At 40.1% G+C, this 26816-nt stretch carries 21 protein-coding genes; 10 read left to right on the top strand and 11 right to left on the bottom strand.

Annotated features, from left to right (window positions below; translation table 11 throughout):
• Positions 1 to 196: 196 nt before the first annotated feature.
• The 3 genes from R3E32_17965 (at position 197) to R3E32_17975 (ending at position 1686) form a co-directional block, all read left to right on the top strand.
• A complete protein-coding gene (locus R3E32_17965) occupies positions 197 to 982 on the top strand; it encodes a hypothetical protein (GenBank protein ID MEZ4886619.1) in 786 nt (261 codons plus the stop codon).
• Positions 983 to 1034: 52 nt separating this feature from the next.
• Positions 1035 to 1217, top strand: a complete 183-nt coding sequence (locus R3E32_17970; protein ID MEZ4886620.1) for a hypothetical protein — start codon at positions 1035 to 1037, stop codon at positions 1215 to 1217.
• Positions 1218 to 1440: 223 nt separating this feature from the next.
• Entirely contained in the window at positions 1441 to 1686 is a 246-nt protein-coding gene (locus tag R3E32_17975; protein MEZ4886621.1) for a hypothetical protein, read from the top strand.
• Here R3E32_17975 and R3E32_17980 read toward each other — a convergent pair whose 3' ends face one another.
• The 5 genes from R3E32_17980 to R3E32_18000 form a co-directional block, all read right to left on the bottom strand.
• Positions 1687 to 1830: a hypothetical protein gene (locus R3E32_17980; GenBank protein MEZ4886622.1), complete on the bottom strand. Its 144-nt coding sequence runs from the start codon at positions 1828 to 1830 to the stop codon at positions 1687 to 1689.
• 123 nt (positions 1831 to 1953) lie between these two features.
• The gene (locus tag R3E32_17985; GenBank protein ID MEZ4886623.1) at positions 1954 to 3960 is read right to left on the bottom strand and encodes a S8 family serine peptidase; all 2007 of its coding nucleotides are present in this window, start codon (positions 3958 to 3960) and stop codon (positions 1954 to 1956) included.
• A gap of 291 nt (positions 3961 to 4251) precedes the next feature.
• Positions 4252 to 4887, bottom strand: a complete 636-nt coding sequence (locus tag R3E32_17990) for a response regulator transcription factor (GenBank protein MEZ4886624.1) — start codon at positions 4885 to 4887, stop codon at positions 4252 to 4254.
• Positions 4888 to 5097: 210 nt separating this feature from the next.
• Positions 5098 to 6564: a S8 family serine peptidase gene (locus tag R3E32_17995; GenBank protein MEZ4886625.1), complete on the bottom strand. Its 1467-nt coding sequence runs from the start codon at positions 6562 to 6564 to the stop codon at positions 5098 to 5100.
• A gap of 38 nt (positions 6565 to 6602) precedes the next feature.
• Complete coding sequence (locus R3E32_18000; GenBank protein ID MEZ4886626.1) at positions 6603 to 7199, bottom strand: hypothetical protein; 597 nt, start codon at positions 7197 to 7199, stop codon at positions 6603 to 6605.
• Positions 7200 to 7419: 220 nt separating this feature from the next.
• On the opposite strand from R3E32_18000, the gene R3E32_18005 reads away from it, so the two are divergent.
• Both R3E32_18005 and R3E32_18010 read left to right on the top strand, forming a co-directional pair.
• Entirely contained in the window at positions 7420 to 7707 is a 288-nt protein-coding gene (locus R3E32_18005) for a hypothetical protein (GenBank protein MEZ4886627.1), read from the top strand.
• Positions 7708 to 7998: 291 nt separating this feature from the next.
• On the top strand, positions 7999 to 9105 hold the full coding sequence (locus R3E32_18010) for a hypothetical protein (GenBank protein MEZ4886628.1): 1107 nt from the start codon (positions 7999 to 8001) through the stop codon (positions 9103 to 9105).
• Positions 9106 to 9116: 11 nt separating this feature from the next.
• Here R3E32_18010 and R3E32_18015 read toward each other — a convergent pair whose 3' ends face one another.
• The 3 genes from R3E32_18015 to trpS all read right to left on the bottom strand — a co-directional run bounded on the left by R3E32_18015 (position 9117) and on the right by trpS (position 12453).
• On the bottom strand, positions 9117 to 9692 hold the full coding sequence (locus R3E32_18015; protein MEZ4886629.1) for an aminodeoxychorismate/anthranilate synthase component II: 576 nt from the start codon (positions 9690 to 9692) through the stop codon (positions 9117 to 9119).
• A gap of 45 nt (positions 9693 to 9737) precedes the next feature.
• Positions 9738 to 11153, bottom strand: coding sequence for an anthranilate synthase component I family protein (locus R3E32_18020; protein ID MEZ4886630.1), 1416 nt, complete (start codon positions 11151 to 11153; stop codon positions 9738 to 9740).
• Positions 11154 to 11391: 238 nt separating this feature from the next.
• A complete protein-coding gene (gene trpS, locus R3E32_18025; protein ID MEZ4886631.1) occupies positions 11392 to 12453 on the bottom strand; it encodes a tryptophan--tRNA ligase in 1062 nt (353 codons plus the stop codon).
• 748 nt (positions 12454 to 13201) lie between these two features.
• Here trpS and R3E32_18030 point away from each other — a divergent pair.
• Complete coding sequence (locus R3E32_18030) at positions 13202 to 13807, top strand: 1-acyl-sn-glycerol-3-phosphate acyltransferase (GenBank protein ID MEZ4886632.1); 606 nt, start codon at positions 13202 to 13204, stop codon at positions 13805 to 13807.
• An 18-nt stretch (positions 13808 to 13825) separates the two neighbouring features.
• Here the strand turns inward: R3E32_18030 and R3E32_18035 are convergent, their stop codons facing one another.
• On the bottom strand, positions 13826 to 14791 hold the full coding sequence (locus R3E32_18035; GenBank protein ID MEZ4886633.1) for a 3-oxoacyl-[acyl-carrier-protein] synthase III C-terminal domain-containing protein: 966 nt from the start codon (positions 14789 to 14791) through the stop codon (positions 13826 to 13828).
• A gap of 88 nt (positions 14792 to 14879) precedes the next feature.
• Here R3E32_18035 and R3E32_18040 point away from each other — a divergent pair, with 88 nt between their 5' ends.
• From R3E32_18040 to R3E32_18055, 4 genes are all read left to right on the top strand, one after another.
• Positions 14880 to 16034: a hypothetical protein gene (locus R3E32_18040; protein MEZ4886634.1), complete on the top strand. Its 1155-nt coding sequence runs from the start codon at positions 14880 to 14882 to the stop codon at positions 16032 to 16034.
• 120 nt (positions 16035 to 16154) lie between these two features.
• Positions 16155 to 16637 (top strand): DinB family protein, encoded by a 483-nt coding sequence (locus R3E32_18045; GenBank protein ID MEZ4886635.1) that lies wholly within the window; start codon positions 16155 to 16157, stop codon positions 16635 to 16637.
• Positions 16638 to 16644: 7 nt separating this feature from the next.
• A complete protein-coding gene (locus R3E32_18050; protein MEZ4886636.1) occupies positions 16645 to 18165 on the top strand; it encodes a bifunctional GNAT family N-acetyltransferase/carbon-nitrogen hydrolase family protein in 1521 nt (506 codons plus the stop codon).
• A 291-nt stretch (positions 18166 to 18456) separates the two neighbouring features.
• Positions 18457 to 18918: a T9SS type A sorting domain-containing protein gene (locus tag R3E32_18055; GenBank protein ID MEZ4886637.1), complete on the top strand. Its 462-nt coding sequence runs from the start codon at positions 18457 to 18459 to the stop codon at positions 18916 to 18918.
• A 368-nt stretch (positions 18919 to 19286) separates the two neighbouring features.
• On the opposite strand, the gene R3E32_18060 is transcribed toward R3E32_18055, so the two are convergent.
• Entirely contained in the window at positions 19287 to 24131 is a 4845-nt protein-coding gene (locus tag R3E32_18060; GenBank protein ID MEZ4886638.1) for a CARDB domain-containing protein, read from the bottom strand.
• 737 nt (positions 24132 to 24868) lie between these two features.
• On the bottom strand, positions 24869 to 26806 hold the full coding sequence (locus tag R3E32_18065; protein ID MEZ4886639.1) for a gliding motility-associated C-terminal domain-containing protein: 1938 nt from the start codon (positions 26804 to 26806) through the stop codon (positions 24869 to 24871).
• Positions 26807 to 26816: the final 10 nt, after the last annotated feature.

The raw sequence follows: 26816 nt of genomic DNA on the forward strand, positions 1-26816 counted from the left end.
TATCGAATAATCACCATTCACTTCGAGGGATATTAGGTGTAGCAACGAGAGGTTATCTACCGAATGTAAAACATTATTGTTTGCAAACAATTAAAGATAATGTTGGTTTCTTACTGAAGATAACCTTAATGAAATCAATAAAATAATAGTTAATGAAGGTCATCAATTAAAAAAAAAGGAAGGTAAAATTTTAGAGTTGAATCTCAAAGCAGATTCGTTTGTAGTAGAACGTCATATTCATTTTCCAACCGATATCCGTTTATTGTGGGATTGTGTACATAAATGTATTGGTTTTATAAAGCTGTTAAAAAGCGTAGTAGACATATCAGGATTACGTAATTATAAATCAATACGTAAAAAAATAAAAAGATTATATACGCTTACAGCAAGAATACATAAACGAAAAGGTAATAATTATATAAAACGCCTTCAAGATTCGACAGAGGAGTATTTGGCAGCAACCTATCCTTTATTAAAGAAAGTGAATGATTTAGTAGAAGCTTTGAGTGAAATAATTGATTCAAAACCTCACTTAGCAACAAAGTTAGAAAGCTTGAAATATTATCGAGATATGTTAAAAAAACATATCGATTTGGTGGATAGACGTATTCTACAAGGCGAACAAATTCCTCATTCGGAAAAGGTATTTTCCATTTTTGAACCTGAAACGGAGTGGTTGAAGAAGGGCAAGGCGCACCCAAATGTAGAATTGGGGCATAATGTGTTGATTGTAACTGACCAATTTCACTTTATTGTTTATCACAAAGTAGCTGTAAAAGAACAAGATAAGGATTTAGTGATTCCATTAGGGAAGGAATTACAGGAACGCTTCAAAGAAAAGTGCAAATTGTATAGTATTAGTTTTGATAAAGGTTTCTGGCTGAAATCAAATAAGGAAGCGATGGAAAAAATATTCGATATAGTTGTGATGCCTAAAAAAGGAAAACCAACTATTGCTGAGAAAGAGGCGTACCATAGATAACTACAAAACTTATAAGCGTAAACATAGTGCAGTAGAATCAAATATTAATGAATTGGAACAGGGTGGTTTGGATAAAGTAGCGGATAAGGGCTTGGATGGCTTCAAGAAATATGTGGCATGGGGAGTATTGGCTTACAATTTAAAGCGATTGGGCAGATTGTGCATGGAGCAGCAAAAAGCGAAAGCCAAGAAACTGCAAAAAGCGAAAAAACGAAAGCTCAAAAAAGCCTCTTGAGTTTCAAAATAGGCTTTTCTTTATAAATTGTTGATAAATAAGATTTTAACGTATTTCATAGGGGATTGTCTGCTCCGAAATGAGCGCAATGCAATGTATATCAGTAATTTAGAAAGAAATTGCCTCAAAACTCAAAAAAACATTCTCATAGATGTTTTTTTTTAATCTGTTTTTAATAAAAAAGCCTGTTTTCGTTCAGGCACTAGATAGATCCATGAGGGCAATGAATAGACATGCCAACAACTCCCAAATGTTTCATGGAGATATACTTAGCACTACTCATAATTTCAGAGCTTTTGCCCTTCTTCATAATTTTTCACCCTCTTGTTTACAGGCTTGGGATGAATCAGCTGTCTTAATCAGTCCTGCGGCAAGACTCAACGGATTTGTCTATCATCATGACTGGTTACAGAATTTGTTAATCGCGGCTTCGTTAGGAGGATATCGAAATCACAGCAATCCGTTATAATCAGGAAGTTTTATAGCCATGAACTTTTTGATTCAAGACCTCTGCCAATATAGTGGCATCATCGACAGCCGTTTGAAGTGGCGTAACGTGTTGATAGTCGTTGATACCGATGATGAAGGCGTGGGAGGTGGTGAAATTGGGCATTGGTGGTCTATTTTTTTGAATGATAGCTCACTAGCGGTGGGTTTCGAAACCCACCGCTAGTGAGCAGTTAGGTAGTAGATGTCACCGAACCTTCCAGGTGTCGGCGAATCGTATCGCTTGTTTCTAAACTGTCGTCACATAATGTCCATGCACATATTCGGTATCGGTGATTTTTAGCCAATCCCCCACTTTCTCCAAAACTTTCACACGATTGCCTCTATCCAATTGACGACTAACATCATAATCCATGCTTGGCCCTGTTCTGACATTGAGGCGGTTGGCATTGATGATGCCTTGTTCATTGTTGAGGATGGTGAGGTAATTGGCGTGAACAAAACGCTCTGTACCGATTTCCGCCCAGCGGTCGTGCCAACGGTAAATCAGCACTTTATTGCCTTCTGAAAGTGTGTCAACTTTCGCATAAGCGGTGCTTGGTCCACTCCGCACATTGAGTTTTTGGGCATTGACAGTGGCTTCGAGAATTGGCGGTGGTGGCGGTGGTGGAATGCCTGCAATGCTTACGGCTTTGAGCGCATTCACCCGCCCATGTCCCATTTTTTTAGAATGTCCGTTTACATAACCTTCAAGGTCTAAATTGAGGTCGGTTACTTTGTCGGTAGTCAATTGAAGTATGTTTTTTACATCTTTGGCAGTCAGATTGTTGTTGGCTGTCAATAGCAATCCACAAATCCCAGCAATCAATGGGCAGGAACTCGATGTGCCACCAAACCATGAGGTATAGTGATGACCTTCGGGAAGGGTGAAAACTTGTGAGGGGTTTTCGTTGAGGTCGGGAGCAACGGAGGCTGTGGTAATGGTGGCAAAACCATCGCCTCCACTTGAAGGAGCTGCAATGCTTACGTTTTTGCCGTAGAAAGAATAGTTGGCGGGAGTGTCTAAACTCGTTGAAGCTGCTACACATATCACATTGGGGTCTGCTGCAAAATTGCTTACCTCAACGGCTCTCCAACTTGTATGCGGATTGGCATTGCCCGCTGCAAAACAGACAATACACCCTTTGCCATTGCGCCCATTGGTGCTAACTTCTCTCAGTGTATTTTGCATCAAAGTGCTGATATTGAAGCCTGCGGGCCAACCCCAACTGCAACTGATAATGTCTGCGCCGTTGTTCATCGCATATTCAAACCATTTTTTTGCATCCAAATCCGAAACCACTCTTGACCACTGAATGGGCATCAAGCGGGCATTGGGGCAAGCACCCAATGCTCCAAAACTATTGAGTGCGCCTACTGCCACACCTGCACAGGAGGTGCCGTGTGTTTCGCCTAAAAAACGGGCAGTTGGGTCTGCATCGTTGTTGTTGAAGTCGTAGGGGTTTCTGATTTTTGTGCCATCTCCTTTAAGGTTGGGATGTTGGAGATCAAAAGCTCCATCAATCACTGCAATAACAATGTTTTTATCCCCCAAAGCGGGTTTTCCAATTTTGTCTAAATATGCCCATGCTTCGACTACTTTGGCATCTGCTCCTTTTTTGAAGTAAGTTTGGGAGAAGATACCTACACCGCCATTTGCCCAATAGTAGCGGTCAGGGCCTTCATTTTCTAAGTGCCATTGTTCTTTGAAGAGTTTTGAAGTGGGAGGAACAAAAGCATGTTCTACCAATTCCTTCAAAAAATCGGGTTCGGCTACGGCTACTTCTGCTTCGTTTTGTAGGGCAAGGGCAACTTTTAGGGGATTGGCAGATGCTGGGGTAAGTTGGGTGATGAACTCATTGTCTGCAATGGTTTCGATGATGTTGAGGTGATGCGATTCGAGGAGGACGAGATTGGAGGCTTTATCGGAATCAGTCGAGAAAATAACGTGTACAACGCCTGTGGGAATCAAAGGACTTTTTGCCTCGTTTACATAGAACACATGTGTTCCTACGCTGACATTTGGTGTTTGTCGGGCTTCATCTAATGCTGCTTCTACATCGTTTGATACACCTCTTGAAGCGGGCTCTGGGCTAACTTCAACAAGGGTAAAAGCTCCCATTTTTTCAGTTTTGGGAGCATCTACATTTCGACTTTTGGGCAATTCTTCGCCATTTTTTGTTTTGACGGCATAAGTTGTTAGGCTTTTTTGGAAGGTGACGGGCTGTCCTCCGTAGTTTAAGGTTAGTTCGTTCATTTATTTTTATGGTTGTTTAGTGGTTTTTGATTGTATGGATGGTTTTAGATTGATTGAATTAATTTTATAGGTTAAGTAAATCAATGAAGTTATCAATTCCTTCCTACAACCTCAGGTAGCCTCAGACCAGCAAATGCCAGTCTTAAAAGCTACCCAAGCATAGGAGGCAATCAGCCATAATAATTACTAACAGATTTTTCATCAATATGTGTGGCTGTAAATATCTTATTCTCTTACTGCAAACCTAAAGCAAATAACATTCTCTGTCAATATAACTTTAGTTACTATTTGCTATACATACTTCCAGTACTTATTGATGGCTTCAGTGCGGTTATTGACCTTCAACTTCCTGTAAATGCGGTGAATGTGTTGTTTGACCGTTCCCTCGCTAATTTGAGGCTTCAATTGATTCGCAATTTCTTTGTATAAAAGCCCTTGTGACAAAAGATGCAATATTTGCCGTTCCCTGTTAGAGATTTTTTCCATCAAGCTATCTGCAGGTTGAAAGCTTCTCGTTATTTTTCGGGCAATGTTGCGACTCATTGGAGAACCACCTGCTATCAGCTCTCGGACTCCTTCAATGACCCCTTCTGTACCTTCATTTTTGAGGATATAACCCAATGCGCCTCCTTTTAAGGATGCAAATACAAATTTTGAATTTTCGTGATTCGTGAACATTAAAAAAGGGATGTGAGGTGCTTTTTGGCGTAGCTGTACCATGCAATCAATGCCATTCATCTGCGGCAATTCAATTCCCATCACAACTACATCAGGTGAATCCTTCCATAGTTTTTGCAGAGCATTTTCTGCATTCGTATAGGTGCTCACCAATTGAAGGTCACTTGTGTTGTAAACGGCTTTGGTCAAGCTGTTCATCCAGTTATTTGTGTGTTCTACAATGCTGATTTTTATAGTGTTGTTTACCATAGTAGTATATTTTTTTTCTGTTTGACCATTGGTTGGGTGGTCAAATAGGGTAAAGTGATTGGAATAGTCGTGTGTATGCATCTTGCTTATGGATAAAGACGCTTCTCCGTATTGTTCTATAGTTTACAGTCGCTTAATTGCAGGTTATGTTGTGTGTGTGTGCAATTTTTTAGTGTAATGTTATGAGCTTTTTCTTCTTCCATTTTATAGCTACAATACATACGGGTTTTCAAGTATTTTCCGTAAGTCTGGCATCACACCGATATGCCCTGTCATGCCATTCCCTTGTGGAGTACCTGTTGAAGGATTGCTTAGTAAAAAGCGTACTTCGTATGAAGAAAGCGTGCGCCGTCTTTTGCGCTTATAATAGCATTGCAGAAGAATGGCAGCTCCTGCAATGATGGCAGAGGCAGCACTTGTTCCCCCAAAAGCTGTGGTGAAATCATCGGCTGCGGTAAAGGAGTCTCGTCCAGAAAGCCTTCCGTCTCCGCCTGTAGTAGCCACATTCTCTCCCCAAGCATAGCAGTCCACTCGATTGCCAAAATTGCTAGAGCCTTTCCTGTCATGCTCGTCATAAGCAGGAGGCTCTGCTCTCGCTGCACCTACTATGATGGCTCCTGAGTCTTCAAAATGAAAGCGGTGTGCTTGATTGAGTCTATGGCAGCCCGATGAATCGTGCCATTCATCTAGGTCATACCCTCCGTTTCCTGCTGCTTCTACCACCACTATTCCCAAATCGCAGGCAAGTTGAATGGCGCAAAAATCGGAATCATCTACTTCTACGGGATAGTCACCTCGTTGTACTTCTAATAACAGCACATCTCCTTTCCTTATTTTTCCATCATGCAGTTCTTCCAGTACCTTGCCAATCGCATCTGCTACATATCCAGGTTCTCCCGAATGATAGTGAGAAGCCAGCTTGACATATTGAAGAGAAGGAGCTATCCCGACTATTCCCATCGCATTATCGGCTGCTGCTACAACTCCCAATGTGTTTGTACCATGTGCGCCTTGATACCCATTGATGCCATCTGCATTTGTATGAACGATAAGACTGGGATGGGCTGCAGATAAATCTTGGTGGGGAAGTTTCCAACCCTGCTCTAAATCTATAAGCCCAACTCCCTGACCTTCAATTTTTTCTATTTCCCATACCCATTTAGCGTCAATTCCTTTTGGCGCAGCATCCCAATACAATTGTTTGGCATAATGGGGATCATTGCGGTAATATACCTCTGCATCATACGCCAAGAGTTCTTTGTAGGCTAAATCCACCTCTTGAAGTTCGCCAAACAATCCCGCTATTTTGGTCAAATCCTGTTTGGTGTTTTTGTAGTCCAATCGCCAATAATTAGACAAACTTCTCAGAGGTTTTAGTCCCGACCTTTGGACGATGAAGGGCGGAAGTTTTACTTCTTTGGCTCTATCCTCCAGCTGTTTTAGCTTATCCATTGAGATGCTACTTACCTGTCTTTGTATAGATTTGGGCTTGTATTCTCCTGTCAATAAATCATACAATCCCTTTAGTTGGTATTTTTGGGCAAAATCAAGTAAATTGTTTCCTTCAAAATACGCATATTCGTAAGCAAATCTTAGGATAATGCAACCGCTAAAAGGTCTGCTTTTTAGTGCTTTTGATTTTAGAGGAGTCTTGGAGCGAAGATATTTTTTTTTCATTGTGGTTGATTTTTGGATATGTGAATGGGTTGATAGGATTAATTGACAGTGATGCTTAGATACCCAGTGGCAGAATTAGACCAGCAGTCACATTCTGTGCCTTTCACTTGAAATACAAACCGATACAATGTAGTACCTTGATTTTCATTGGGGCCAGCACTCACTTCAATGTACCTTTGCTGACTGCCAATAGCAGCTAAAGGATTGGAGGAACCAATATAGGTTTGAAGGTCTATTAAATCTAAGGAATCAACAGGAGGCAAATTGGGGTCGTTGGGCAGGCCGCTTATAATTGCCAAGGAAGTCTCTTCAATTGCAACATGGCTTATTAACCCGCTAAAGGCCCAATATTGCTCCAAATCTATCTTACCTGTTTTCCCCCTACTGATTTCGGTCGAAACATTGGCATCAATCGCAATAAATTTGTCTTTTTCAGTAGGGTCAAAACCCGAATCAGGAGTCTGTGCAGAGTTGATAGGCAATTCGTCCAATTTCTTTTCTACTTTTTCGAGCATTTCTTTTACTTCTTCAATTGCCTTATTGGACTCACTAATGGATGTTTGCGATTTTTGAAGGAAAAATAAGGTGATAAAAAGTAAAAGTACGATGGCGATAAAAGGGGTTTTTGAATTCATCGGTAAATAAATTTAATGATTGTATGAATGTTGATGATGGTTCAAAGCTATTATTAAATCTATTTTCTATCAATAAGATGTTTTTGTATTTATCAAGTTTTGCTTACCTTGTAAAGAAAATTAAATAAAATACAAATATCTAAAAATCAATTAATTGGACAAAAAACCTATTTGCATGTAGTCAAGAAAATCATTATTTCATTTTATAATTTTTTTTTCAATGAACAGCAGTCGCCTCATTCAATTACTAGAAGACCTTAGCAGAAAAGAATTACGAGAATTGCAACAATTCATTCATTGTGAGTTTTTTCACTCCAATAGAAGGCAATATGAAAAGGTACTGCAGCTTTTTCTATCACTTATTTCTCCAAGATTTAAAATACTAAAGCCTGATAGAAGGGAATTGGCTGTTGAGTTATTTGGAGAAAGTGACGATAGCGATAGAAATTTGAGCCTCCATATTTCTCAGGCAATTGATTTGGTTCAAAAATACATGGTTCAAAAATAGACTTGTTCGGCTCGATAATCAGTGAATAATAAATTATTGAAAATATTTAATGATTTATTATTTTATGCTTAAAACACTCATAAACAAATGTTTTGAAAAAGAGTCCTATATTTTGATTATAACAAATGTTTTTCAAGAGGAAAATAATTGCACACAACAAATCACTTTTCACATAACTCTATCATAATCAAATCCGTACAAGTCTAATACCAAAGTCAAGACACGACGAGGTTTGAATCAGCTTTACTGAATACCTTAGAGAATAGAGGTTTATCTGGTCTTTTTGATCAATTGAAGTCTAAACTACAGCGGGATTTATCCAGAGAAACAAAAAAAGGTGGCCGCCATTTTTACACCAGCTTCCACATTGCGGATATCAGCTTGGAGGTCAAACGCATACGCGACAAAACATTGACATACAACAATGTGGACTTAGAAGTAGCCATATCCAATTTGGATTTGTTTTTTCTAATCAATCAATTGAATTATGCCTGCAATGTGGTAAATACCCGCCGTATTCTACAAGCACCCAAATACGAATTTCCACTTTTGGAAAAAATTGTAGATAAGCTGCCCAGTACGCCTTATTTCGACTTACCCCTTATTGAAGTATATTGGAATAGTTACAAAATGTTGTTTACAGACAATAAAGCTTATTATTCTACTCTCAAACTACTCTTATTCAATCATTACCATGTTTTGATCAAATACCATCAAATCAATTTATTCAATCACTTACAAAACTACTGTATCCAAAAAATAAACAGTGGAGACTCTACCTACTATGCTGAACTTTGGGAAATATCCATCTTCCGTTTAGAAAACGGTCTGATAAAAGAACTCTCTCCTGCTTCCTACAAAAACCTCATTACAACAGGGGTCATGCTCGCTTTGCAACAAGAAAATACAGATTTTGCAGCCGTTCTTCAATTTATCGAAAACTATACTGAAAAACTTCCTATAGAATATCGAGAAGAAGCTCAAACCTATGCCCAATCTTACATCGCTTTTTACCAAAATCATTTTCAAGTAGTTCCTCAAAAACTAATTGTCAACCAAGAACCGCTTACCCTCTATAAATTTGAAGATATTTTTTATCAAATAGACGCTCGGCGGTTGTTAGTTATGACCTATTTCTGCTTAGAGGAAGAAGATAACTTTGATAAATTATGCAGCAATCAAAGCGTATTTTTGAGTGAACGTAGAGAATTAATTCCAGAATTGGAATTGGAAAAAAACCGCCAATTCCTTGTAATCATCAAAAGACTTTTTTGGATTCATGGCAGTCGAATGGAAAGAACAGAACAGTTGCAACAGCTAAAAAAGGAAATAGAAGAAGCTGAAAATATCTCGGATAGAATTTGGCTGCTGAAGCAAGTAGAGGCGAAATCGAAATAGTCACTTTACAACTATTTTGCCCCCAGCCAATTCTCCACAATCTTCACCCCATGTTCCGTCAAAACCGATTCGGGGTGAAACTGTACCCCCCTCACATCATACTCCCGATGCCGAATACCCATTACCCGATTTTCATCATCCACCGCTGTCACCTTCAATTCCTCCGTCACCGTTTCGGCATCAATCATCCACGAATGATAGCGGGCAACTGTAAACCGATTCGGAACACCTTCAAAAAGTAATTCATCTTCATCCTTCACAATATTCGGAGTCGCAATACCATGCAAAACTTCATCCATGTTCACCAACTTTGCCCCAAACACTTCGCCAATCGCCTGATGCCCCAAACATACACCCATAATACTTTTGGTCGGTGCATATTTCCGAATCAAATCCATCATAATTCCCGCTTCTTCGGGAATACCAGGACCAGGCGACAACAAAATTTTATCGTATTGGACTACTTCCTCCAATTCGATTTTGTCATTGCGGACGATGTCCATATCACCACCATATCCCAAAGCTCGAATGATGTGAACGAGATTGTAAACAAAAGAATCGTAATTGTCCAATACCAAGATTTTCATGCTTTTTTGTTTTGAATTTGAACTTAAAATTTGAACTTGAATTTTTCAAATCCCCTCCGCCATCACAATTGCCTTCCGCAAAGCTCCCAATTTGTTGTTCACCTCCTCCAATTCCTTTTGCGGCACAGATTTCGTGACAATCCCTGCCCCAGCTTGATAATACAAATGATTGTTTTTGCTCAAAAAAGAGCGAATCATAATGGCTTGATTGAAGCTACCATTGAAGCCCATAAAACCGATGCAGCCTCCATAATAACCTCGATTGTTACCCTCATATCGGTCGATCAATTCCATTGCCTTGTGTTTGGGCGCACCCGAAAGCGTACCTGCGGGAAATGTGTCTGCCACCAATTGAAGGGAAGTCGTACCAGGATGAATTTTGGCAGTGACTTTGGAAACCAAGTGAATAACGTGCGAAAAATACTGTACTTCCTTGTAGGTTTCTACCGTCACCTCATCCCCATTTCTACTCAAATCGTTTCTCGCCAAATCCACCAACATGACGTGTTCCGAATTTTCCTTTGGGTCTTCTAATAAGCGCAAAGCCGCCTCTGCATCTGCTGCATCGTCACCTGTGCGTTTGAACGTACCTGCAATTGGGTGAATTTCGGCAGTATCGTTGTGAATCACCAATTGCGCTTCGGGTGATGAACCAAAAATTTTGAAGCTACCATAGTCGAAGTAAAACAGGTAAGGGGAAGGATTGATAGACCGCAAGGCTCTATACACATTGAATTCATCCCCCCTAAATCCCTGAGAAAATCGGCGAGACAAAACGATTTGAAAAACATCACCTCTTTGGCAATGATCTTTGCCTTTTTGTATGATATCCAAAAATTCGGCATCCGTCAAATTCACCCCCTCCTCAGCATGTGTATTGAAGCCAAAGTAGGGAATGTTTTGGTTTTTGATGATAGACTGTACTTCCTTCAATTGAGAAGGTACGTTTTTATCGTATTGATGCTCAAAAATATACAGTTCGTTTTTGAAGTGATTGATGGCAATGACTACTTGATAAACTTGGTACAATACATCAGGTATGCTTCGGCTATCACCTTTAAAACTCCCAATTTCGATGTCTTCAAAATAACGCACCGCATCGTAGCTGCAATACCCAAAAATGCCGTTGGTAATAAAATCATACTGATTTTCAACATGTTCAAAACTGTTCACAAAACCATCTAACAAACCCACCAAAGTTTCACGCTCGGCTGCAACGGTTTGACTGCTCCCATCGGGAAATGCCTGTGTCACCTGCCCTTCTCCCACTTCAAATCGTGCGATGGGCTGACAGCAGATGTACGAAAAACTGTTTTCTTTGGCATGATAATCCGTACTTTCCAACAACAAACTATTGGCATAACGATCCCGCAATCTGAGGTAAATACTCACAGGTGTTACCGTATCTGCCAACATTTGAATATGGGTAGTTTTGGCTTTGAAGATTTTTTTGGTTGACATAATTTTTTGATTTTTTTTTTTGAACACAGTGGCACGAAGGCACAGAGATTTTTAATCACTTGGTTTTGAAAATACAAACGTTAGTAACAGTCCAAAAGTAAGTTTTGGACTGTTGTCTTTCTACTTATGTCTTTCGTCCAAAGTCCAAATTGTTTGTTGCCAATAATTCTAAAATCTTGCTTCTTGCATCTTGCATCTTGCTTCTTGCATCTTGCATCTTGCATCTTGCATCTAAAGTCTAATAAACCAATTTCTGCAAACCTGCAATATCTCTCACCTCCATCAAGGTTTTTTGTGCTTCCTTTCGAATGTTAGCAGAAGCTGCAAAAATTTGCGCTACAACTTCCGCTCGATTGGCCTCCAATTCTGCTTTGCGGTTTTTGACATCGTTGGTAAGTTGAACAACTACATCCGCCACTGCATTTTTGAGATCACCATATCGCCGATTGCCGCTGTTGTAGAGGTCAAGGTAGTGGGCGTACGTTTCAGTTGCACCCGAAGCCTTCATCAGTTCAAAAAGGTTTTTCACTCCTGCGCTCATTTCTTCTCCCATTCCGTCACCTGTATCTGTCACCGCCGAGCGAATCTTTTTGCGGATAGACTTTTCGGGTTCGAGCATGGCGATGTAGTGTTTCTCACCCAAACTTTTGCTCATTTTTTTGGTCGGGTCTGCCAAAGAAAGCAGCTTGGGTACTTCGGTAAACAAAGGCTCTGGCGGATAGAAATAGCGTTTTTTGAGGCGTTTGTTGAAGCGAATCGCAATGTTTCTAGACAACTCCAAATGCTGTTCTTGGTCCTTACCGACAGGAACCAATTGTGCTTTGTAAATGAGAATATCCGCCGCCTGCAAAACTGGATAATTAAACAAACCTGCCGAAACAAATGCTTCTTTGTCTGTATCGCCCAATTGTTGTGTTTTGTCTTTGAACTGTGTCATTCGGCTCAACTCACCATAGGAGGTGAAATTGCTCAAAATCCAGCACAATTCGGTGTGTTCAGGAATGAGCGACTGAATGAATACATTGTTGATATTCACCCCACACGCTATCAGATCCATACACAAATTGATGGTACGGTCGTGCAGCTCTTTAGCTTTGTAGGGCATCGTCATAGCATGATAATCAACAACTCCATAAAAACATTGGTAGTTTTCTTGAAGTTTGATCCAGTTTTGAACTGCTCCAAAATAGTTCCCCAAATGAATATCGCCTGTGGGTTGGATGCAGGACAATATTCGCTTTTTGGTTTCTGTACCTTCCTTTGAAGGAGGATTTTCTGTTGTTTGCGTTTTAGTGGACATTGTTTATATTTTTTGATTTTAGTTATTTTTTTTGCAACCAGATGAAATAAAAAAGGCTCGTTGTGGGAACAACGAGCCTTTCGGATCTACATCAAACAATACATAAGACGTTGGTTCACACAGTTATTGAAGTCTGTATGTGCCACCACCAAGTATTATTTGTATTTTGTATCATCGATTTTTTTTTATTTTGTGCTGCAATAATAAGCGATTTTCAGTAAAGCAACAAATTTTTTTACCGATTCAGTTCCCGCCTACAAGAAAGGTTGTTTGACAAAATCTGTGAAATGGGACTTCATTAGTTTATCGTCTGAAAAGATTACATCCGCATTTTATTGAAGATTAATTTTTTACGAAATTATCCAAGTCTTTTATAGAATCCACAAAAATTGTAAAAAAAGCAAAAAAAGAAGGCACCTCCCCTTGCGGAAAGATGCCTTATAAATATGCAACCACTCACTCTTTTTTGTTGTTAAAAAACCAGAAAGGTGTATTTTCTTTTTGTGTGTTCTCTCTGATTTTCGTTTTGCAGCAAAACTTGTTTTGTATTGCTGCCGTTTGATAGTTTGGACTATGGGCTTCAATGGGCGTTTAAAAAGAATTAATTTTTTTTTTGAAAAGATTGTATTTCGTCAATTGTAGCCATTACTTGCTCTTTTACTATTCATTATACAATGAATTTAAAAAAAGTAATTTAAGCAGTGTTACTTATCTTTGTTGGCTTTTTCACCTAATACAAACAATTATCATGTTCAACTGGTTTTTTCGCCTCGTATTCAGACTTTTTGGTTGGAAAGTAGACCCCAACTTACCCGAAGGTGCACACAATTCGGTGATGCTTGCTGCTCCACACACCAGCAATTGGGACTTTCCGTTTACCATTGCAGCTTTCGACATCTTGAATGTGGCAGTGCGATTTACGGTCAAAAAAGAATTGAATTTCTTCCCTCTTGGATGGATACTCAATTCACTGGGAGCAATATGGGTCGATCGAAGTCCGAAGAAAGAAGGGGAAAAACGCCGCAGTATGGTAGATGTCATGACAGAACTTTTTGAAGACAGGGATAAGTTGGTTGTTTTAGTGACTCCCGAAGGCACTCGAAGCAAACAAACTATGTGGAAAACAGGGTTTTACCATGTAGCCATGAACGCCAACGTGCCAATTGCGCTCGGATATATCGATTTCAAAACAAAGATTGCAGGAGTTGGAAAGGTCATTTATCCGAGTGGCAATATGGAAAAAGACATGCGTGAAATCATGGAGTTTTACAACACCATTAACCCAAAAATCCCTGCAAATTTCAGTGTAGATGTTCGGTATTTTGGAGAAGGAGAAAGAGTTGCTGCTCAATAAAAAACTATGCAAAAGATTTCAATATACCAACACCAAACCTCCAATAGAAAGTCCCGCTCCCGTTCCAACCAACAATAGCTTGTCTCCCCTCACAATTCGCTTGGATTCAATGGCATCGTACAATGCCATCGGAATACTTGCTGCAATGCAGTTGCCATGCGTTTCGAGGTGTGAAAAAAACTGACTATCCTTCAATTGCAGCAACCTACGTCCCATTTTTAGACCAGCTTTGCTTGCTTGATGTGGAATACATAGGTCAAGGTTTTTTACTTCAAAATCAAGCGGTTCAAATAAGTTTTTCACAAAAGGTGGAGTGATTTGCATCACCAATCGCAGCAATTCACGCCCTTTCATTTGGAAAGTAAACTGCTCGTCTGCAATGGTTTTGTTGCGCCCATGTGCCACATTGCCGCCCGCCCAGACGATAGTATTTTCCACCCCTTTCGCAAAGGTCTGCATATTGGCGTTCAAAATTGCAGAAGACTCTCCTTCAAGTGACAAACCTACAATGGCAGCCGCTGCGCCATCTCCGAGCAAAGTGGAACTTTCCCAGTCTTTGTAATTCAATGACTTGGATGCAATTTCACTGCTCACAATCGCAACTCGTCGGTAACGCTGACCATCTAACAAACAACTCACCACATCCAAAGCTGTGATAAAACTCAAGCAAGTCGAATCAATATCAAAACAAGGAATACCCGCCTCCAATTTCTCCATTTCCTTTGGAATCCAACAAGCTCGATGCGGAATCGGATAATCAAAAGATGCTCCTGCACTGACAATCAAATCCAAGTCTTCAAACACCAAATTCGCTTTCATCAATGCTTCCTGCAATGCCTGTACGCCCATATAAGCCCCTGTTTCAAAAGTAGCATAATGCCGATATTCAACGCCCGAATGTTTACAAATCCAGCCTTTTGGAATTTGATGTGCCTCCTCCAGTTCTGTAGCAGAAACTCGATGCGTGGGCAAATATTTACCCATTCCAAGAATTTTTAGGGGTTTTATCATGGTTTTTATTTACAGATTTTTTGGCTATTAAAATACAAAGTTTTTGTATTTTGTTAGGACTATGGAGCATTTTGATAAAACAACCATACACACCTTATCGTTCCCCGATACCTTCAATGGACAGTACGCCAAACGCTTGCTGCTGCCATTGATAGAGAAAGGAACACTTCCGTTTTTTGCCAATGTAGATGGTAAAATTGAGTTGTTGAAGGTAGCGGGTGAGTTCATTCCCATCAGTATCACCGAACCAAGGGCAAAGGTCAAAAATTCCTATGTTTGTTCACCCATTACCCACTACGTTGATTATGGTTTTCGAGAAATTGACATCGAATTTCCGAACCGTCCGATTCTCAATAAATGCTGTAAATCGGTGCTTTGGTGCTTCAAAACCGCATTTATTCGCCCAAGTTTTGACAAGGTGGTGATGGTCAACAACTGGCTGCTTTCGACCAATTTGTATCCCAATCTTTCGCCTGCTGACATTGAAGCCATCAACCAATTTTTGATAGCTCGTTTTCCTGAACATGCTATTATTTACCGCTCGGTCAATCCGTTTTTGAATGGAGAACTGTTGCAGACCTTATCGGATGCAGGTTTTGATAAAATTTTGAGCCGACAAGTGTATATGATTGACCCGAAAAAAGGGATTTACCGTAAAAAGAAAGCCTACAAAATTGACCTTGCTTTGCAGCGAAAAACTACTGACCTCCAATGGTTCGATGCTTCTCACATTTCCCTTCAAGACCTTCCCCGCATCAAGGCTTTGTATGACGACCTCTACCTCGAAAAATATGCTGAATACAATCCTCAATTGACACTTGATTTTTTTGAATCTGCATTGCAGCAAAAGTGGTTGAATATGTCGATATTGAAGGATAAAAATACCGATAAAATTGAAGCGGTGATAGGTTATTTCAATCGAAATGGGGTGATGACAACGCCTTTGATTGGCTACAACCGCAGTTTGCCCCAAAAAATAGGTTTGTACCGACTGATTACCCTGCAAATCATTGAAGAGGCGGTTCGTAATGGCTATTTGCTACACATGAGTTCGGGGGCTTCTCACTTCAAAAAAATAAGAGGTGGTGAACCTTTTTTGGAGTACAATATGGTTTATTCATTACATTTGCCCCTTGTTCGTCGTACACCGTGGAAAGCTTTTAAGGGGTTGACCAAATATTTGGCAGTGCCTATTTTTGAACGGTTTGAACTGTGATACCGTTGAAGTGTTGGTTCTAATTGTTAGAAAAATGGAGAATTGAGAAAAGATTATAGTGGTGAAGAAGATTACCTTAAATTGTGGTTAAAATCATAACAAGAAATTAAAATTAGCAAAATGAAACAATATAGAGACAATGGAGCGATAGGGGCTTTGTTGGATGAATACGAAAAGACTATTATTGACCTTCAAAAGGTGATTCGCCCCATTTCTAACGAATATTTGGTGGAGATTGTCGACCCTAACACAGATGATCCTGACTGCAAATCTATCCACACAATTTTGACGCATGTGGTGCGATCGGGTTATGGTTATGCTGTGACTATCAGGAGGTTTCTTGGAGAAAAAATTTCCATTGAATTACCTAAAGTTGATTCTATTGAAGGTTTTGAAATTGCACTGAACGATATGTTTCGGTACAACGAAAAACTATTTGAAGATTACCCCAATATCTCACTCTATGAACACGACAACGACAAAAAGATTTTGGTAAGTTGGGGACAACGTTTTGATGTCGAACAATTGTTTGAACACGCTATTGTTCATGTATTGAGACATAGAAGACAGATCGAAAGGTTTTTAATAAAACTATCCAATTAATACATAAATGGAAGATATAGAAAATATTGAGTTAACTTTTTTGAGTTTAAATGATTATCAAGAGCTGAAAGAAGCCATGATTGAATCTTATACGACTATGCCAAATTCCTATTGGGAACAGCATCAGATCAAATCATTGATCAGTCGTTTTCCTGAAGGACAAGTAGTGATTAAAATCAACCATCAAATTGCAGGATGTGCTTTGTCGATTATCGTGGATTACAGCAAATTTGATGACTACCACACTTATCAAGAAATAACGGGCAATGATACATTCAATACCCATGCGGCAAATGGTGATATACTGTATGGGATTGATATTTTTGTGAAACCAGAATTTCGAGGTTTGCGGCTGGGACGAAGGTTGTACGATTACCGAAAAGAACTATGCGAACGCCTCAATCTTAAAGGAGTAGCATTTGGAGGAAGGATACCGAATTACCACAAATATGCCCATGAACTTTCGCCTAAGCAGTATATTGAAAAAGTAAAAAGAAAGGAAATTCACGACCCTGTTTTGAATTTTCAAATATCCAATGATTTTCATCCTGCAAAAATTATCAAAAACTACCTCGAAGGAGATGCTTCTTCAAAGGACTACGCCGTATTACTAGAGTGGAAAAATATTTACTATGAAAAGCAGGTCAAAAAAGCCGCTATCACCAAAACCGTTGTGCGTTTGGGATTGATTCAATGGCAAATGCGTCCTTACAAAAACTTAGAGGATTTGCTGCAACAGGCCGAATTTTTTATTGATGCAGTGTCTGGCTATCGGTCTGATTTTGCCTTATTTCCAGAGTTTTTCAATGCTCCATTGATGGCAGAAAACAACCATTTGAGTGAGTCTGATGCCATTCGAGAACTTGCTCGTCACACTGAAAGTATTGTGCAGCAATTTTCAAAATTTGCCATCTCTTATAACATCAACATCATTACGGGAAGTATGCCTGAGATATCGAATGACCGCCTCTACAATGTCGGCTATTTGTGTAAAAGAGATGGCAGTGTAGAACGCTATGAAAAACTACACGTTACGCCCGATGAATCCAAAGTCTGGGGCATGGAAGGGGGTACAAAACTGCATACGTTTGATACCGACTGTGGAAAGATTGGCATTTTGATTTGTTATGATGTGGAGTTTCCCGAATTGAGTAGATTGCTTGCCGATGAGGGAATGGATATTTTGTTTGTGCCGTTTTTGACCGACACCCAAAATGGCTATTCTCGGGTTCGCAACTGCGCTCAAGCCAGAGCTATTGAAAATGAGTGTTATGTGGCCATTGCAGGAAGTGTGGGCAACTTGCCAAAGGTACACAATATGGATATTCAATTTGCTCAATCTATGGTGTTTACTCCTTGCGATTTTGCTTTTCCCGCCAATGGCATTAAAGCGGAAGCGACAACGAATACCGAAATGATTTTGATAGCAGATGTGGACATTGATTTGTTGAGGGAACTCAATCAGTTTGGCAGTGTTCGGAATTTGAAGGATAGACGCAAGGATATTTTTGAGTTGAAGAAGAGGTAAAATCAATTTTAGGTAGGTTTGTTGGATTACTTGAACAGCGATTGTTGGTTGTATGAGATATTTATCTAGCCCAATTGGACGAAACAGGTCAAATTGTGTGATCACAAAGTTATGGTGCAAGTGGCAATAGAGATGATGATAACGGTTCTTCTTTTGTCTATACCTCCGATAATCACTTACTGGTTTTTGCTCATACTTTCAACAATCCACTGGCTTATTACCCAGAATGGTTGCTGCTAAAAATCAATCTGGAAAGTGGAGATATAGTTTGGCAGAAACAAATAGGCGACGATGCCCATACAAGTTTCAAGATACTTGGTAGGGGACATATTGTGGACACAATATTATGGCGGAAATCTCAGCCATTTCACCTTGCTCAATGATGTGCTGGAATTGCCCGATGGAGGTTTGGCCATCACAGGAACGATTGTTCACCACAATTCAGAAGATATTTATTTGGTAAGAACAGATACCAATGGTCTCCTCACTTCAATCAACCCTCTCCAAAACCTTCAATTTAACTTCAATATTTTAACCAATCCCAACCAAGGTGTTTTCCAATTGAGCATTGCAGAAAATACAACTGAAGAATTAACCCTCACTATCTTTGATACCACAGGCAAAACCTTTTCAAAACAGACCATTCACCCACTTTCCAAAAACTTGGACTTGTCGCATTTGCCGAAAGGAATCTACTTTTTGCAGCTAAATGATGGGCTGCAATTTGGAGTGAAGCGGTTGGTGATAGATTAATAGAATTAAAAAAATACTGCATAAACAAAAACCTCGTTCAAAACAATCTCTTGTTTCGAAGGAGGTTTCTTTTTTCAATAGTAACAACTCTGTTTGGCAGTGTCTATTTTTCTCTCTCCTCTATTCGTTTCTCTATTCAAATTCCAAAATCCAGTAGAATAAAGAAAACTTCTGAGCTTCTGTGCCACCGTATTCAATCACTGCTCCAACTGTTGGCAAAGCTTCCACACAAAAAACTCTGCACCTCAGCGTCTCTGCGTTCAATTTCAAACCCTGTGCAGAAAAAATTCTCTGTGCCTACGAGTCTCTGTGTTCAATCACCGTTTGAACTGTTGTCAAAATTGGAAATTGTTGGCAAAGTTTTACACTTACTGCTTCACCACCTTAGCCCTCACATTACCTTCACCCGTTTCCATCGAAACAAAGTACCAACCTACAGGATAAGTCCTCAAATCCAATTGAGTCGTATTTTCTCCTTGTACTACCTCAATCGTTTGACGGTACAACATACGTCCACTGTAATCGTAAAGCACGATGTCAATTGTTTCGGATTGTGATTTGAAAAGGATATTCACAAAATCTTGGGTCGGAACGGGGAACATTCTCTGAACGGTCAATAAAGTAGATTCTCCGATAATTTGCGAACCCAAATCACCCTTTGCTCCGCCACCATTTGATAATACAGTTACAGCCTCATCATCTTCCACAGCCGAAGCACCATTTCCATTTTCAGGAGTAGAGTCAATATCGTTTTCATTGGCAGCAATTACCTCCGCATAAGCGGTTACGTCAGTACCAGAATTGAGTGTAAACAAGGTCAATTGAAGCGTAGCCGTTTCACCAGGCTGCAAAGTGCCGATGTTCCAAGTTTGAAACCAAAGATTGTAACTGCCTTTGCTTTCTATTTTGCTGGTAAACGCCATGCCTTGAGGTACAGAGAAATCAACGACTACGCCCGAGGCTGCTGCTGCGCCATTGTTGGCAATATCCAAAGTAAAAGTCACATTTGTCCACGGTGCAAGATTGTTGTTGCTTGCGGTCATCGTTGCCTCCAAATCAATGTCTGTACTTCCCGCCAAAATCAAAGTTGCTTTGGCCTCATCGTCTTCATTTGGCGTTTGATTGGTATTGTTGCCAGGCGTAGAGTCCGAATCATCTGGACTTGCAGTTTGAACCTGTGCAAAGTAGTTAATTGGAGTAGTGAAAGTACCTACCATTACATCAATGTTCAAAACAGCCGTTTCGCCACTATCCAAATTGCCGATAGACCAAGTACCATCGTTGTTGTATGTACCTTTTGCAGTAGTCGCTTCAATCAAAGTCAATTCACTTGGCATTTGGTCTTCAACGGTGACACCTATTGCATTGGCAACCCCTTTATTTACCACCGTAATCGTGTAAGTGCGTTGGTCGCCCGCTTCTGCGGTGCTGCTACTAAAGGTTGTACTCAGTTCAATATCCACATAATCAATAGTTGTGTCGGGTAAAATCACCACACTGTCTTCGTCGTCTTCTTGTGGAGTCGTTCCAGAATTGTTGTCGGGCGTAGAATCCACATCGTTTTCATTGGCGGTTTTGACCTGTGAGAAGTTGGTCATTGGCAATACAATCACATCTACGGTGACATTGATGGTCAAAGATGCTGTCACACCTACTCCCAAATTGCCGATGTTCCAAATTCCTGTTGCATTGTTGTAAGTTCCTTTTGAAGCCGTTGCACCTATGAAGGTTAGATTTGAAGGCAATATATCTTCAACTGTTACGCCTGTTGCTTGAACCGTTCCATTGTTTACAATCGTCAAGGTATAAGCAATGGCATCTCCTGCCTTTGCAGTGCTGACGCTTGCGGTTTTGCTGAGAGCCAAGTCAATATCGTTATTATTGCTTCCTGCGGGAATGATGGTCACAGAATCTTCGTCGTCTTCTATAGGGATACCTGCACTATTGTTGGGTGTAGAATCGAAGTCGTTTTCATTAACAGCTTTCACTTGTGCAAAGTTGGAAATCGCAGCACTGTTGTTCAAGACAAACAGGGTAATATCGACTGTCGCTGTGGCACCTGCATTGAGGTTTCCAACCGTCCAAACACCTGCCCACAAATTGAAGTTTCCTTGTGATTCGTTTTTGCTAGTAAACGCCATGCCACTCGGCAAAGAGTTAGCTACTTGAACGCCTGTTGCAGTTGCAGGGCCGTTGTTGGTGACAGTAATCGTGTAAGTTACATTTTGGTATAAATTAAATTCACTCACATTGCAGCTGATGTCCAGTTCTAAGTCAATGTCAGTAGGGGCTACGGTAGGCGAAATCGTCACGCTTGATTCATCGTCTTCGCTTGGTGTTTGACTGCTGTTATTACCAGGCGTAGAATCTATATCGTCAGGGCTGACAGTTTGAACTTGTGCAAAATAAGTGAGGGGTGTGACAATCGCATCTACGGTGATTTCCAAGATTAAAATGGCAGATTCACCACTCAATAACGTACCAACTGTCCATACACCACTTGCGTAAGAACCCGTTGCAGTAGAACTTCCCTGCAATGACAAACCACTCGGTAGTACATCTTCAACAGTAACGTTCAAAGCATCCGATGCACCATTATTTACAAGCGTCAAGGTCAAAGTCACAGCATCTCCCGCATCTGCAATGCTCACATTGGAGGCAACTGTCAATTCCAAATCAATCGGTGCGGGTGCAAGAGTCGTATAGGCTTCATCATCCTCATTATCAGTTTGACCGACATCATTGCCGGGTGTAGAATCGGGGTCATTATCGGGATTAGCGGTCATTACCTGTGCAAAATAAGACACTCCCCCTGCCAAGCCAAGTGTTGAAACAGTCAAAGTCAAAGTTGCTGTTTCGCCACTGTTCATATCACCCACTGTCCATACACCTTCTGTATAAGAGCCCATTGAAGCACTTGAAGCATTGAGAATCAAGCCAACAGGGAATACATCTTCTACCGCAATGCCTGTTGCATTGGCTGCTCCTGTATTTTCTAAGGTCAATTCTATTTCTTGAACATGAGGGTCAGAAGTAGCAAGGGTATTGACCGTCAATTCCATGTCGACCATTGGTTGAGTAATGATGATTCCTCCTTCGTCGTCTTCGTTTGGCGTTTGGTCGGTATTGTTGCCCGGTGTTGAATCGGCATCATTGTTAGGGTTGGCTGTTTGGACTTGTGCGAAATAGTTGATAGAGTTGGTGAAAATATCCACGATTACATCAATATTCAAAATTGCCGTTGCTCCACTGTCCAAATCTCCAACTGTCCAAGTTCCACCAGAATAAGAACCCACTACGGTCGTTGCTTCAACAAAGTTCAATTCACTGGGGAATACATCTGCAATGGTTACTCCCGTAGCGTCTGCATCCCCGTTGTTCGTAAGCGTTAAGGTCAAAGTCGCTGCATTTCCTGGGTTGGCACTACCAATGCTTGATTCAACCGTCAATTCCAAATCTACTGTTGGTTGGCTAATCGTTACCGCCGTTTCGTCGTCTTCATTGTCGCTTTGGTTGCTGTCATTGCCGGGCGTAGAATCGGTATCGCTTGGGCTTGCCGTTTCTATTTGAGCAAAATACGTAACAGGAGCAGTCAATGTTCCTACGGTTACGTCTATCTCCAAAGTCGCAAATTCTCCATTGTTCAAGTTGCCCACTGTCCAAGTATTGCCTGAATAAGAACCCATTGAAGGAGTTGCTCCTGCAAAGGTCAATCCACTCGGAAGTACATCTTCAATGGTAATCCCCGTTGCATTAGCAGGACCAGCATTCGCAACGGTCAGCGTCAAAGTCCGTGTATCACCAGCATTGGCCGACGGATTATCCACCACTGCGTTTAGCGTCAAATCTGCCACATTTGCCGTTCCATCAGTTGATATGGTCACGCTCGAAATATCGTCTTCATTTGGATCGTAGTTACTTGGAGTAGAATCAACATCGGGAACATTGGAGGTACGAGCCTCGCAGGTGTAGATATGTGTACCTGGTTGAATGACCGCAGCAGTAATTTCCATCGTTTGTGTTTCAAAAGGAGGAATATCACCAATTACCCAAACTCCCAAAGCATCCAAAAAATAGCCCATTGAGAGTGTACTACTTATGTAAGTAAACTCATTCACAGGAAGAATCGCTCTGATTTTGGTATTGTAGCCCACCGTAGGGCCTTTGTTTTCTACGTGCAGAATATACGTGACATTGCTGCCAACAGGAACAACGCTAGATTGGCCTGGTGCCAACTCTAAAAACAACTCTAAGTCTATTTGCAAACCTATCACATCTAAACTTTTCATGTCGTCTTCTGTCGTCACACCGTTGTCAGGCGTAGAGTCCACATCTGTTTGATTGGTGGCGATGACCTCCGCCGTTGCAGAAATAGTACCGCCCACAACCACTTCCACATTGATGAGCAAAGAACGGGTCACATTTTTGGCAAGGTTGCCGATGTTCCACACGCCTGTTACAGGGTTATAGGTAGTTTGGTCATTGGTATTGCTGACGTACTCCACATAATCTGTTGGCAATGGAAAATCAACTTTTACTCCTGTTGCATCTCCTGGCCCTTTGTTGGTGGCACTCAAAATATAGGAAAACTCTTGTCCAGCATTGGTTTCGGTGTGGTTGGCAGTAAGAGAAAGTTCGATATCGACATCTTGATTGGTGTTTCCGCCACCTCCACCTCCGCCGCCAGTGCTACCCGAACCGTAGGTAATAGTTACGCTTGCCTCATCGTCTTCTGCGGGAATCTGTGTGTTGTTGTTGGCAGGAGCAGAATCGATGTCTGTTTCATTGGCAGTTTCTACCTCTGCAAATAAGGTGAGGTCGATGTTCACATTCAGTACAAAAAGCGACAAAGTCAAAGTAGCACTTTGACCACTTCCCAATGTGCCTACATTCCACATGCTTGTCCACACCTCGTAGTTTCCTTGTGATGCTGTGGAACTCGTAAATGCCAAGCCGCTTGGAAAAGGAGCATAAACGGTGACACCTGTTGCTGCATCGGGCCCGTTGTTGGTAAGAGTTAAGGTAAAGTCGTTGTTGGTAAAAACCGTGTAGGCAGTTGGATTGGCGGTCATGCTCAGTTCCAAATCTATGCTATTCAACGCTGCAATGGGATTTGGGATAGGATTTACTGCATTGATTTGGTGTGTCATAAAAATCATTGCAACGATACACCACACACGGAGTACTTGAGTGAAAATAGAAGAGTGCTTCATGAACTTAGATTTAATAATATTTGAATAAAATTAAAATGTTAACAATTGTATTTTAACTTCAACTGTTAATTATGCTTTTGTATTCAAATCGGGAAAGTTCGTGTGGGGGCACTTACTAAGTGGATAAATTGGGGGTTGTTGGTCTTACTTTTTTTATGGTTGGTTTTCGAGCTACGGTTTGATGATGGAAAGGTTACAAATTTGTTGCCAAAGTGTGAGTACTTGACTAAATAGATTTGATTGAAGTAGAAGTTTAGTTGAAGATAAAACACAATTAACTTGGAATATCAAGATATGATTTTCATGTATTTGAAGGGAAATTGAAAAATATTATTTATGGAAAAAGAGGAGCACCATGCTCCAGATTCAAGTTCATTTGTTCTACACGAAATTTAATGGCTTCAATTGGTTCGGGATAACCAATAAAATAATGTTTCGTTTCATAATTTTCTACCAAATTTGCTCTATTGTTTTAACTTTTTAGTTGGTTGATTGGTTCAGCTTTGTTTCTATCAAAATGAATAATAGGCTGTATTTCAAAAGCGAAAACTTTTATATTCAATCCATTCCAACCGTTGCCAAAGTCTGCAACTGTTGGCAAGGTTTCCATTATAGCGAAAACTTTGGCAACGATTTCCAATCTTGCCAACAGTTGAAGCGGTCTGAAGTGGAAAAGGAACTTTGTGAATCTGTTTTTCCTATATGAAAGATGTGGGTTTAGTGTGTGTTTTAGCATTTTAATACAACAAACTAACAAACCCTGCTTTTTCCTTCAATATTCCACTACCTATTGTTTGATATTGAAAGAAATAGGCATAAATTCCCATCGGTTGAGTTTCAAAATCAAGCATTCCATCCCAAGATTGAAAGCTATCTGTGGTTTCAAATACCTTTTTGCCCCATCGGTTGTAAATAGTTAATTGAAGAAACTCAAAGCCTTTTCCTTCAATATGAAAAACATCGTTGTACCCATCTTGATTGGGGGTAAAAGCTGTGGGAATAGCGATTTGAATGGGAATAGGTAAAACTTCTACAAAAATAGCATTGATTTTAGTGCATCCATAGGCATCTGTTAGGGTGACTTCATACAAAGTGTTTTCTAAAGGACTTGCAGAAGGAGTTTGGAGTGATGGATTGTTGAGGGACTGCATTGGTGTCCATTGGTAGGAAATGGCATCTGAGGTGTTTAAGACAACCTGTTCGCCTATTTCAATAGTGATAGTATCTAATGAAAAATCATTTGTTCCGCACACCATTTCGTCTTCTATACAGATGTTAATAGGTGGGTTTATGCCCCCTACATCATTGGTGAGAATTCCTGGACTACCAATCCGTTGAGGGCTGTCAAAAGCTTCCAAATAAGATTGAAAATCTCCTTCTACTGTTTTTGTAGAAAATAAAATATCAGTAAAACTACAATCCGTCAATACTCCTTCATTATCGGTTTTAAGCAAAAATATGGAACTGCTCAAGTTATCTTCCTTTTGAGTTCCTACTAAAAAAATATCTCCATTTTGTGCTATTGAGAGAGAAGATGTCGTAGTAGCAGTCATTTGGTTGTGGAGTTGAGGATAGGCTTTTGCCCATAAAATATTTGCGTTGCTGTCTATTTTCATCAAAAATACATCTTGGTTTTTGGGTATCTGGCTAGAAGGGGATTCCATATAACCCGCTACAATGAAGCTTTCTTTATTGGCATCTGCAAAAAGAATATCCGTCGCTACTTCATGGTTTGGGGTGCTAAATGTTTTGGTGTGTTTTTCTCTCAATGGCTGAATAACAAAACTTAAAGAGGAGGAATCTTCAACTGTATTAATATAAATGTCTTTGCTACCATTTCCATAAGAAGTGCTATAACCTACATTAATATATAGAGAGGGTTTTTGAAAAGACGGTAAACCTATACTACGGTACAAAATATCTTCTCCTTCCCCCCCCATTACAACATAATCATTCCATCCCCAAATAAAAGCATCCATATTTTCGGGTTTCAATGGGTCATAAGTAGTACCTATACGGATAAAGTTTCTATCATCATCATTGATGAAACTACTAATTTTATAAAAATAAGGAATATCAAGGGAGGGGTTGTTATCTTGAAAAAAAAATGTCAAAGGAAAACCTGAGCCAGCAGTAAGTGGATTCCCTAAAGAATCTACATAAAAAGTAGCAGCAGTAAGATTGGGACCTTGGTAGTTTACTAAAGCAGTCATTCCTATTTTGGTAGTTTCATTAAAAGGACTATCACTAATGTCCATGACTTCTTCTTCGAAAATGCTTCCAAATATTTTTTCCCACAATATATTTCCATTTTTATCAGTGTTCAATACATAAGCATTTTTTAAAGTAACATCTTCCGTATTGAGGGCTTGGTGAGTAGTAGCACAAAGTATCAATTGATTTTCCGTCCTTTCCAATACGCCTACATTGGCTTCAGGCGCTATTAAACTGCCATATTTTTTCGTCCACAAGGTTTTGCCATCCATATTCGTTTTGATAACGATGATTTGGGTATTTCCTGTTGAGATATTTGTACTTGTACCTGTGATGATTAAATGATTGTCTGATGTGATAAGTAAACTGGTTCCTCTTTCTATTTCATTGGAGGAAAAAGTTCTAAAAAAAGTTTCTTGGGCGAAAAGAGAATAACTATTAGATATTAAACAAAATAACATTAAACAAAAC

The organism is Chitinophagales bacterium (assembly GCA_041392475.1).
Lineage (GTDB): Bacteria > Bacteroidota > Bacteroidia > Chitinophagales > UBA2359 > JAUHXA01.

Bases quoted from the DNA above. Each gene is read 5' to 3' on its own strand.
- R3E32_17975 (MEZ4886621.1), top strand. From the start codon at position 1,441: ATGAATAGACATGCCAACAACTCCCAAATGTTTCATGGAGATATACTT.
- R3E32_17980 (MEZ4886622.1), bottom strand. From the start codon at position 1,830: ATGCCCAATTTCACCACCTCCCACGCCTTCATCATCGGTATCAACGAC.
- R3E32_17985 (MEZ4886623.1), bottom strand. From the start codon at position 3,960: ATGAACGAACTAACCTTAAACTACGGAGGACAGCCCGTCACCTTCCAA.
- R3E32_17990 (MEZ4886624.1), bottom strand. From the start codon at position 4,887: ATGGTAAACAACACTATAAAAATCAGCATTGTAGAACACACAAATAAC.
- R3E32_17995 (MEZ4886625.1), bottom strand. From the start codon at position 6,564: ATGAAAAAAAAATATCTTCGCTCCAAGACTCCTCTAAAATCAAAAGCA.
- R3E32_18000 (MEZ4886626.1), bottom strand. From the start codon at position 7,199: ATGAATTCAAAAACCCCTTTTATCGCCATCGTACTTTTACTTTTTATC.
- R3E32_18005 (MEZ4886627.1), top strand. From the start codon at position 7,420: ATGAACAGCAGTCGCCTCATTCAATTACTAGAAGACCTTAGCAGAAAA.
- R3E32_18015 (MEZ4886629.1), bottom strand. From the start codon at position 9,692: ATGAAAATCTTGGTATTGGACAATTACGATTCTTTTGTTTACAATCTC.
- R3E32_18020 (MEZ4886630.1), bottom strand. From the start codon at position 11,153: ATGTCAACCAAAAAAATCTTCAAAGCCAAAACTACCCATATTCAAATG.
- trpS (MEZ4886631.1), bottom strand. From the start codon at position 12,453: ATGTCCACTAAAACGCAAACAACAGAAAATCCTCCTTCAAAGGAAGGT.
- R3E32_18030 (MEZ4886632.1), top strand. From the start codon at position 13,202: ATGTTCAACTGGTTTTTTCGCCTCGTATTCAGACTTTTTGGTTGGAAA.
- R3E32_18035 (MEZ4886633.1), bottom strand. From the start codon at position 14,791: ATGGGTAAATATTTGCCCACGCATCGAGTTTCTGCTACAGAACTGGAG.
- R3E32_18040 (MEZ4886634.1), top strand. From the start codon at position 14,880: ATGGAGCATTTTGATAAAACAACCATACACACCTTATCGTTCCCCGAT.
- R3E32_18045 (MEZ4886635.1), top strand. From the start codon at position 16,155: ATGAAACAATATAGAGACAATGGAGCGATAGGGGCTTTGTTGGATGAA.
- R3E32_18050 (MEZ4886636.1), top strand. From the start codon at position 16,645: ATGGAAGATATAGAAAATATTGAGTTAACTTTTTTGAGTTTAAATGAT.
- R3E32_18055 (MEZ4886637.1), top strand. From the start codon at position 18,457: ATGCCCATACAAGTTTCAAGATACTTGGTAGGGGACATATTGTGGACA.
- R3E32_18060 (MEZ4886638.1), bottom strand. From the start codon at position 24,131: ATGAAGCACTCTTCTATTTTCACTCAAGTACTCCGTGTGTGGTGTATC.
- R3E32_18065 (MEZ4886639.1), bottom strand. From the start codon at position 26,806: ATGTTATTTTGTTTAATATCTAATAGTTATTCTCTTTTCGCCCAAGAA.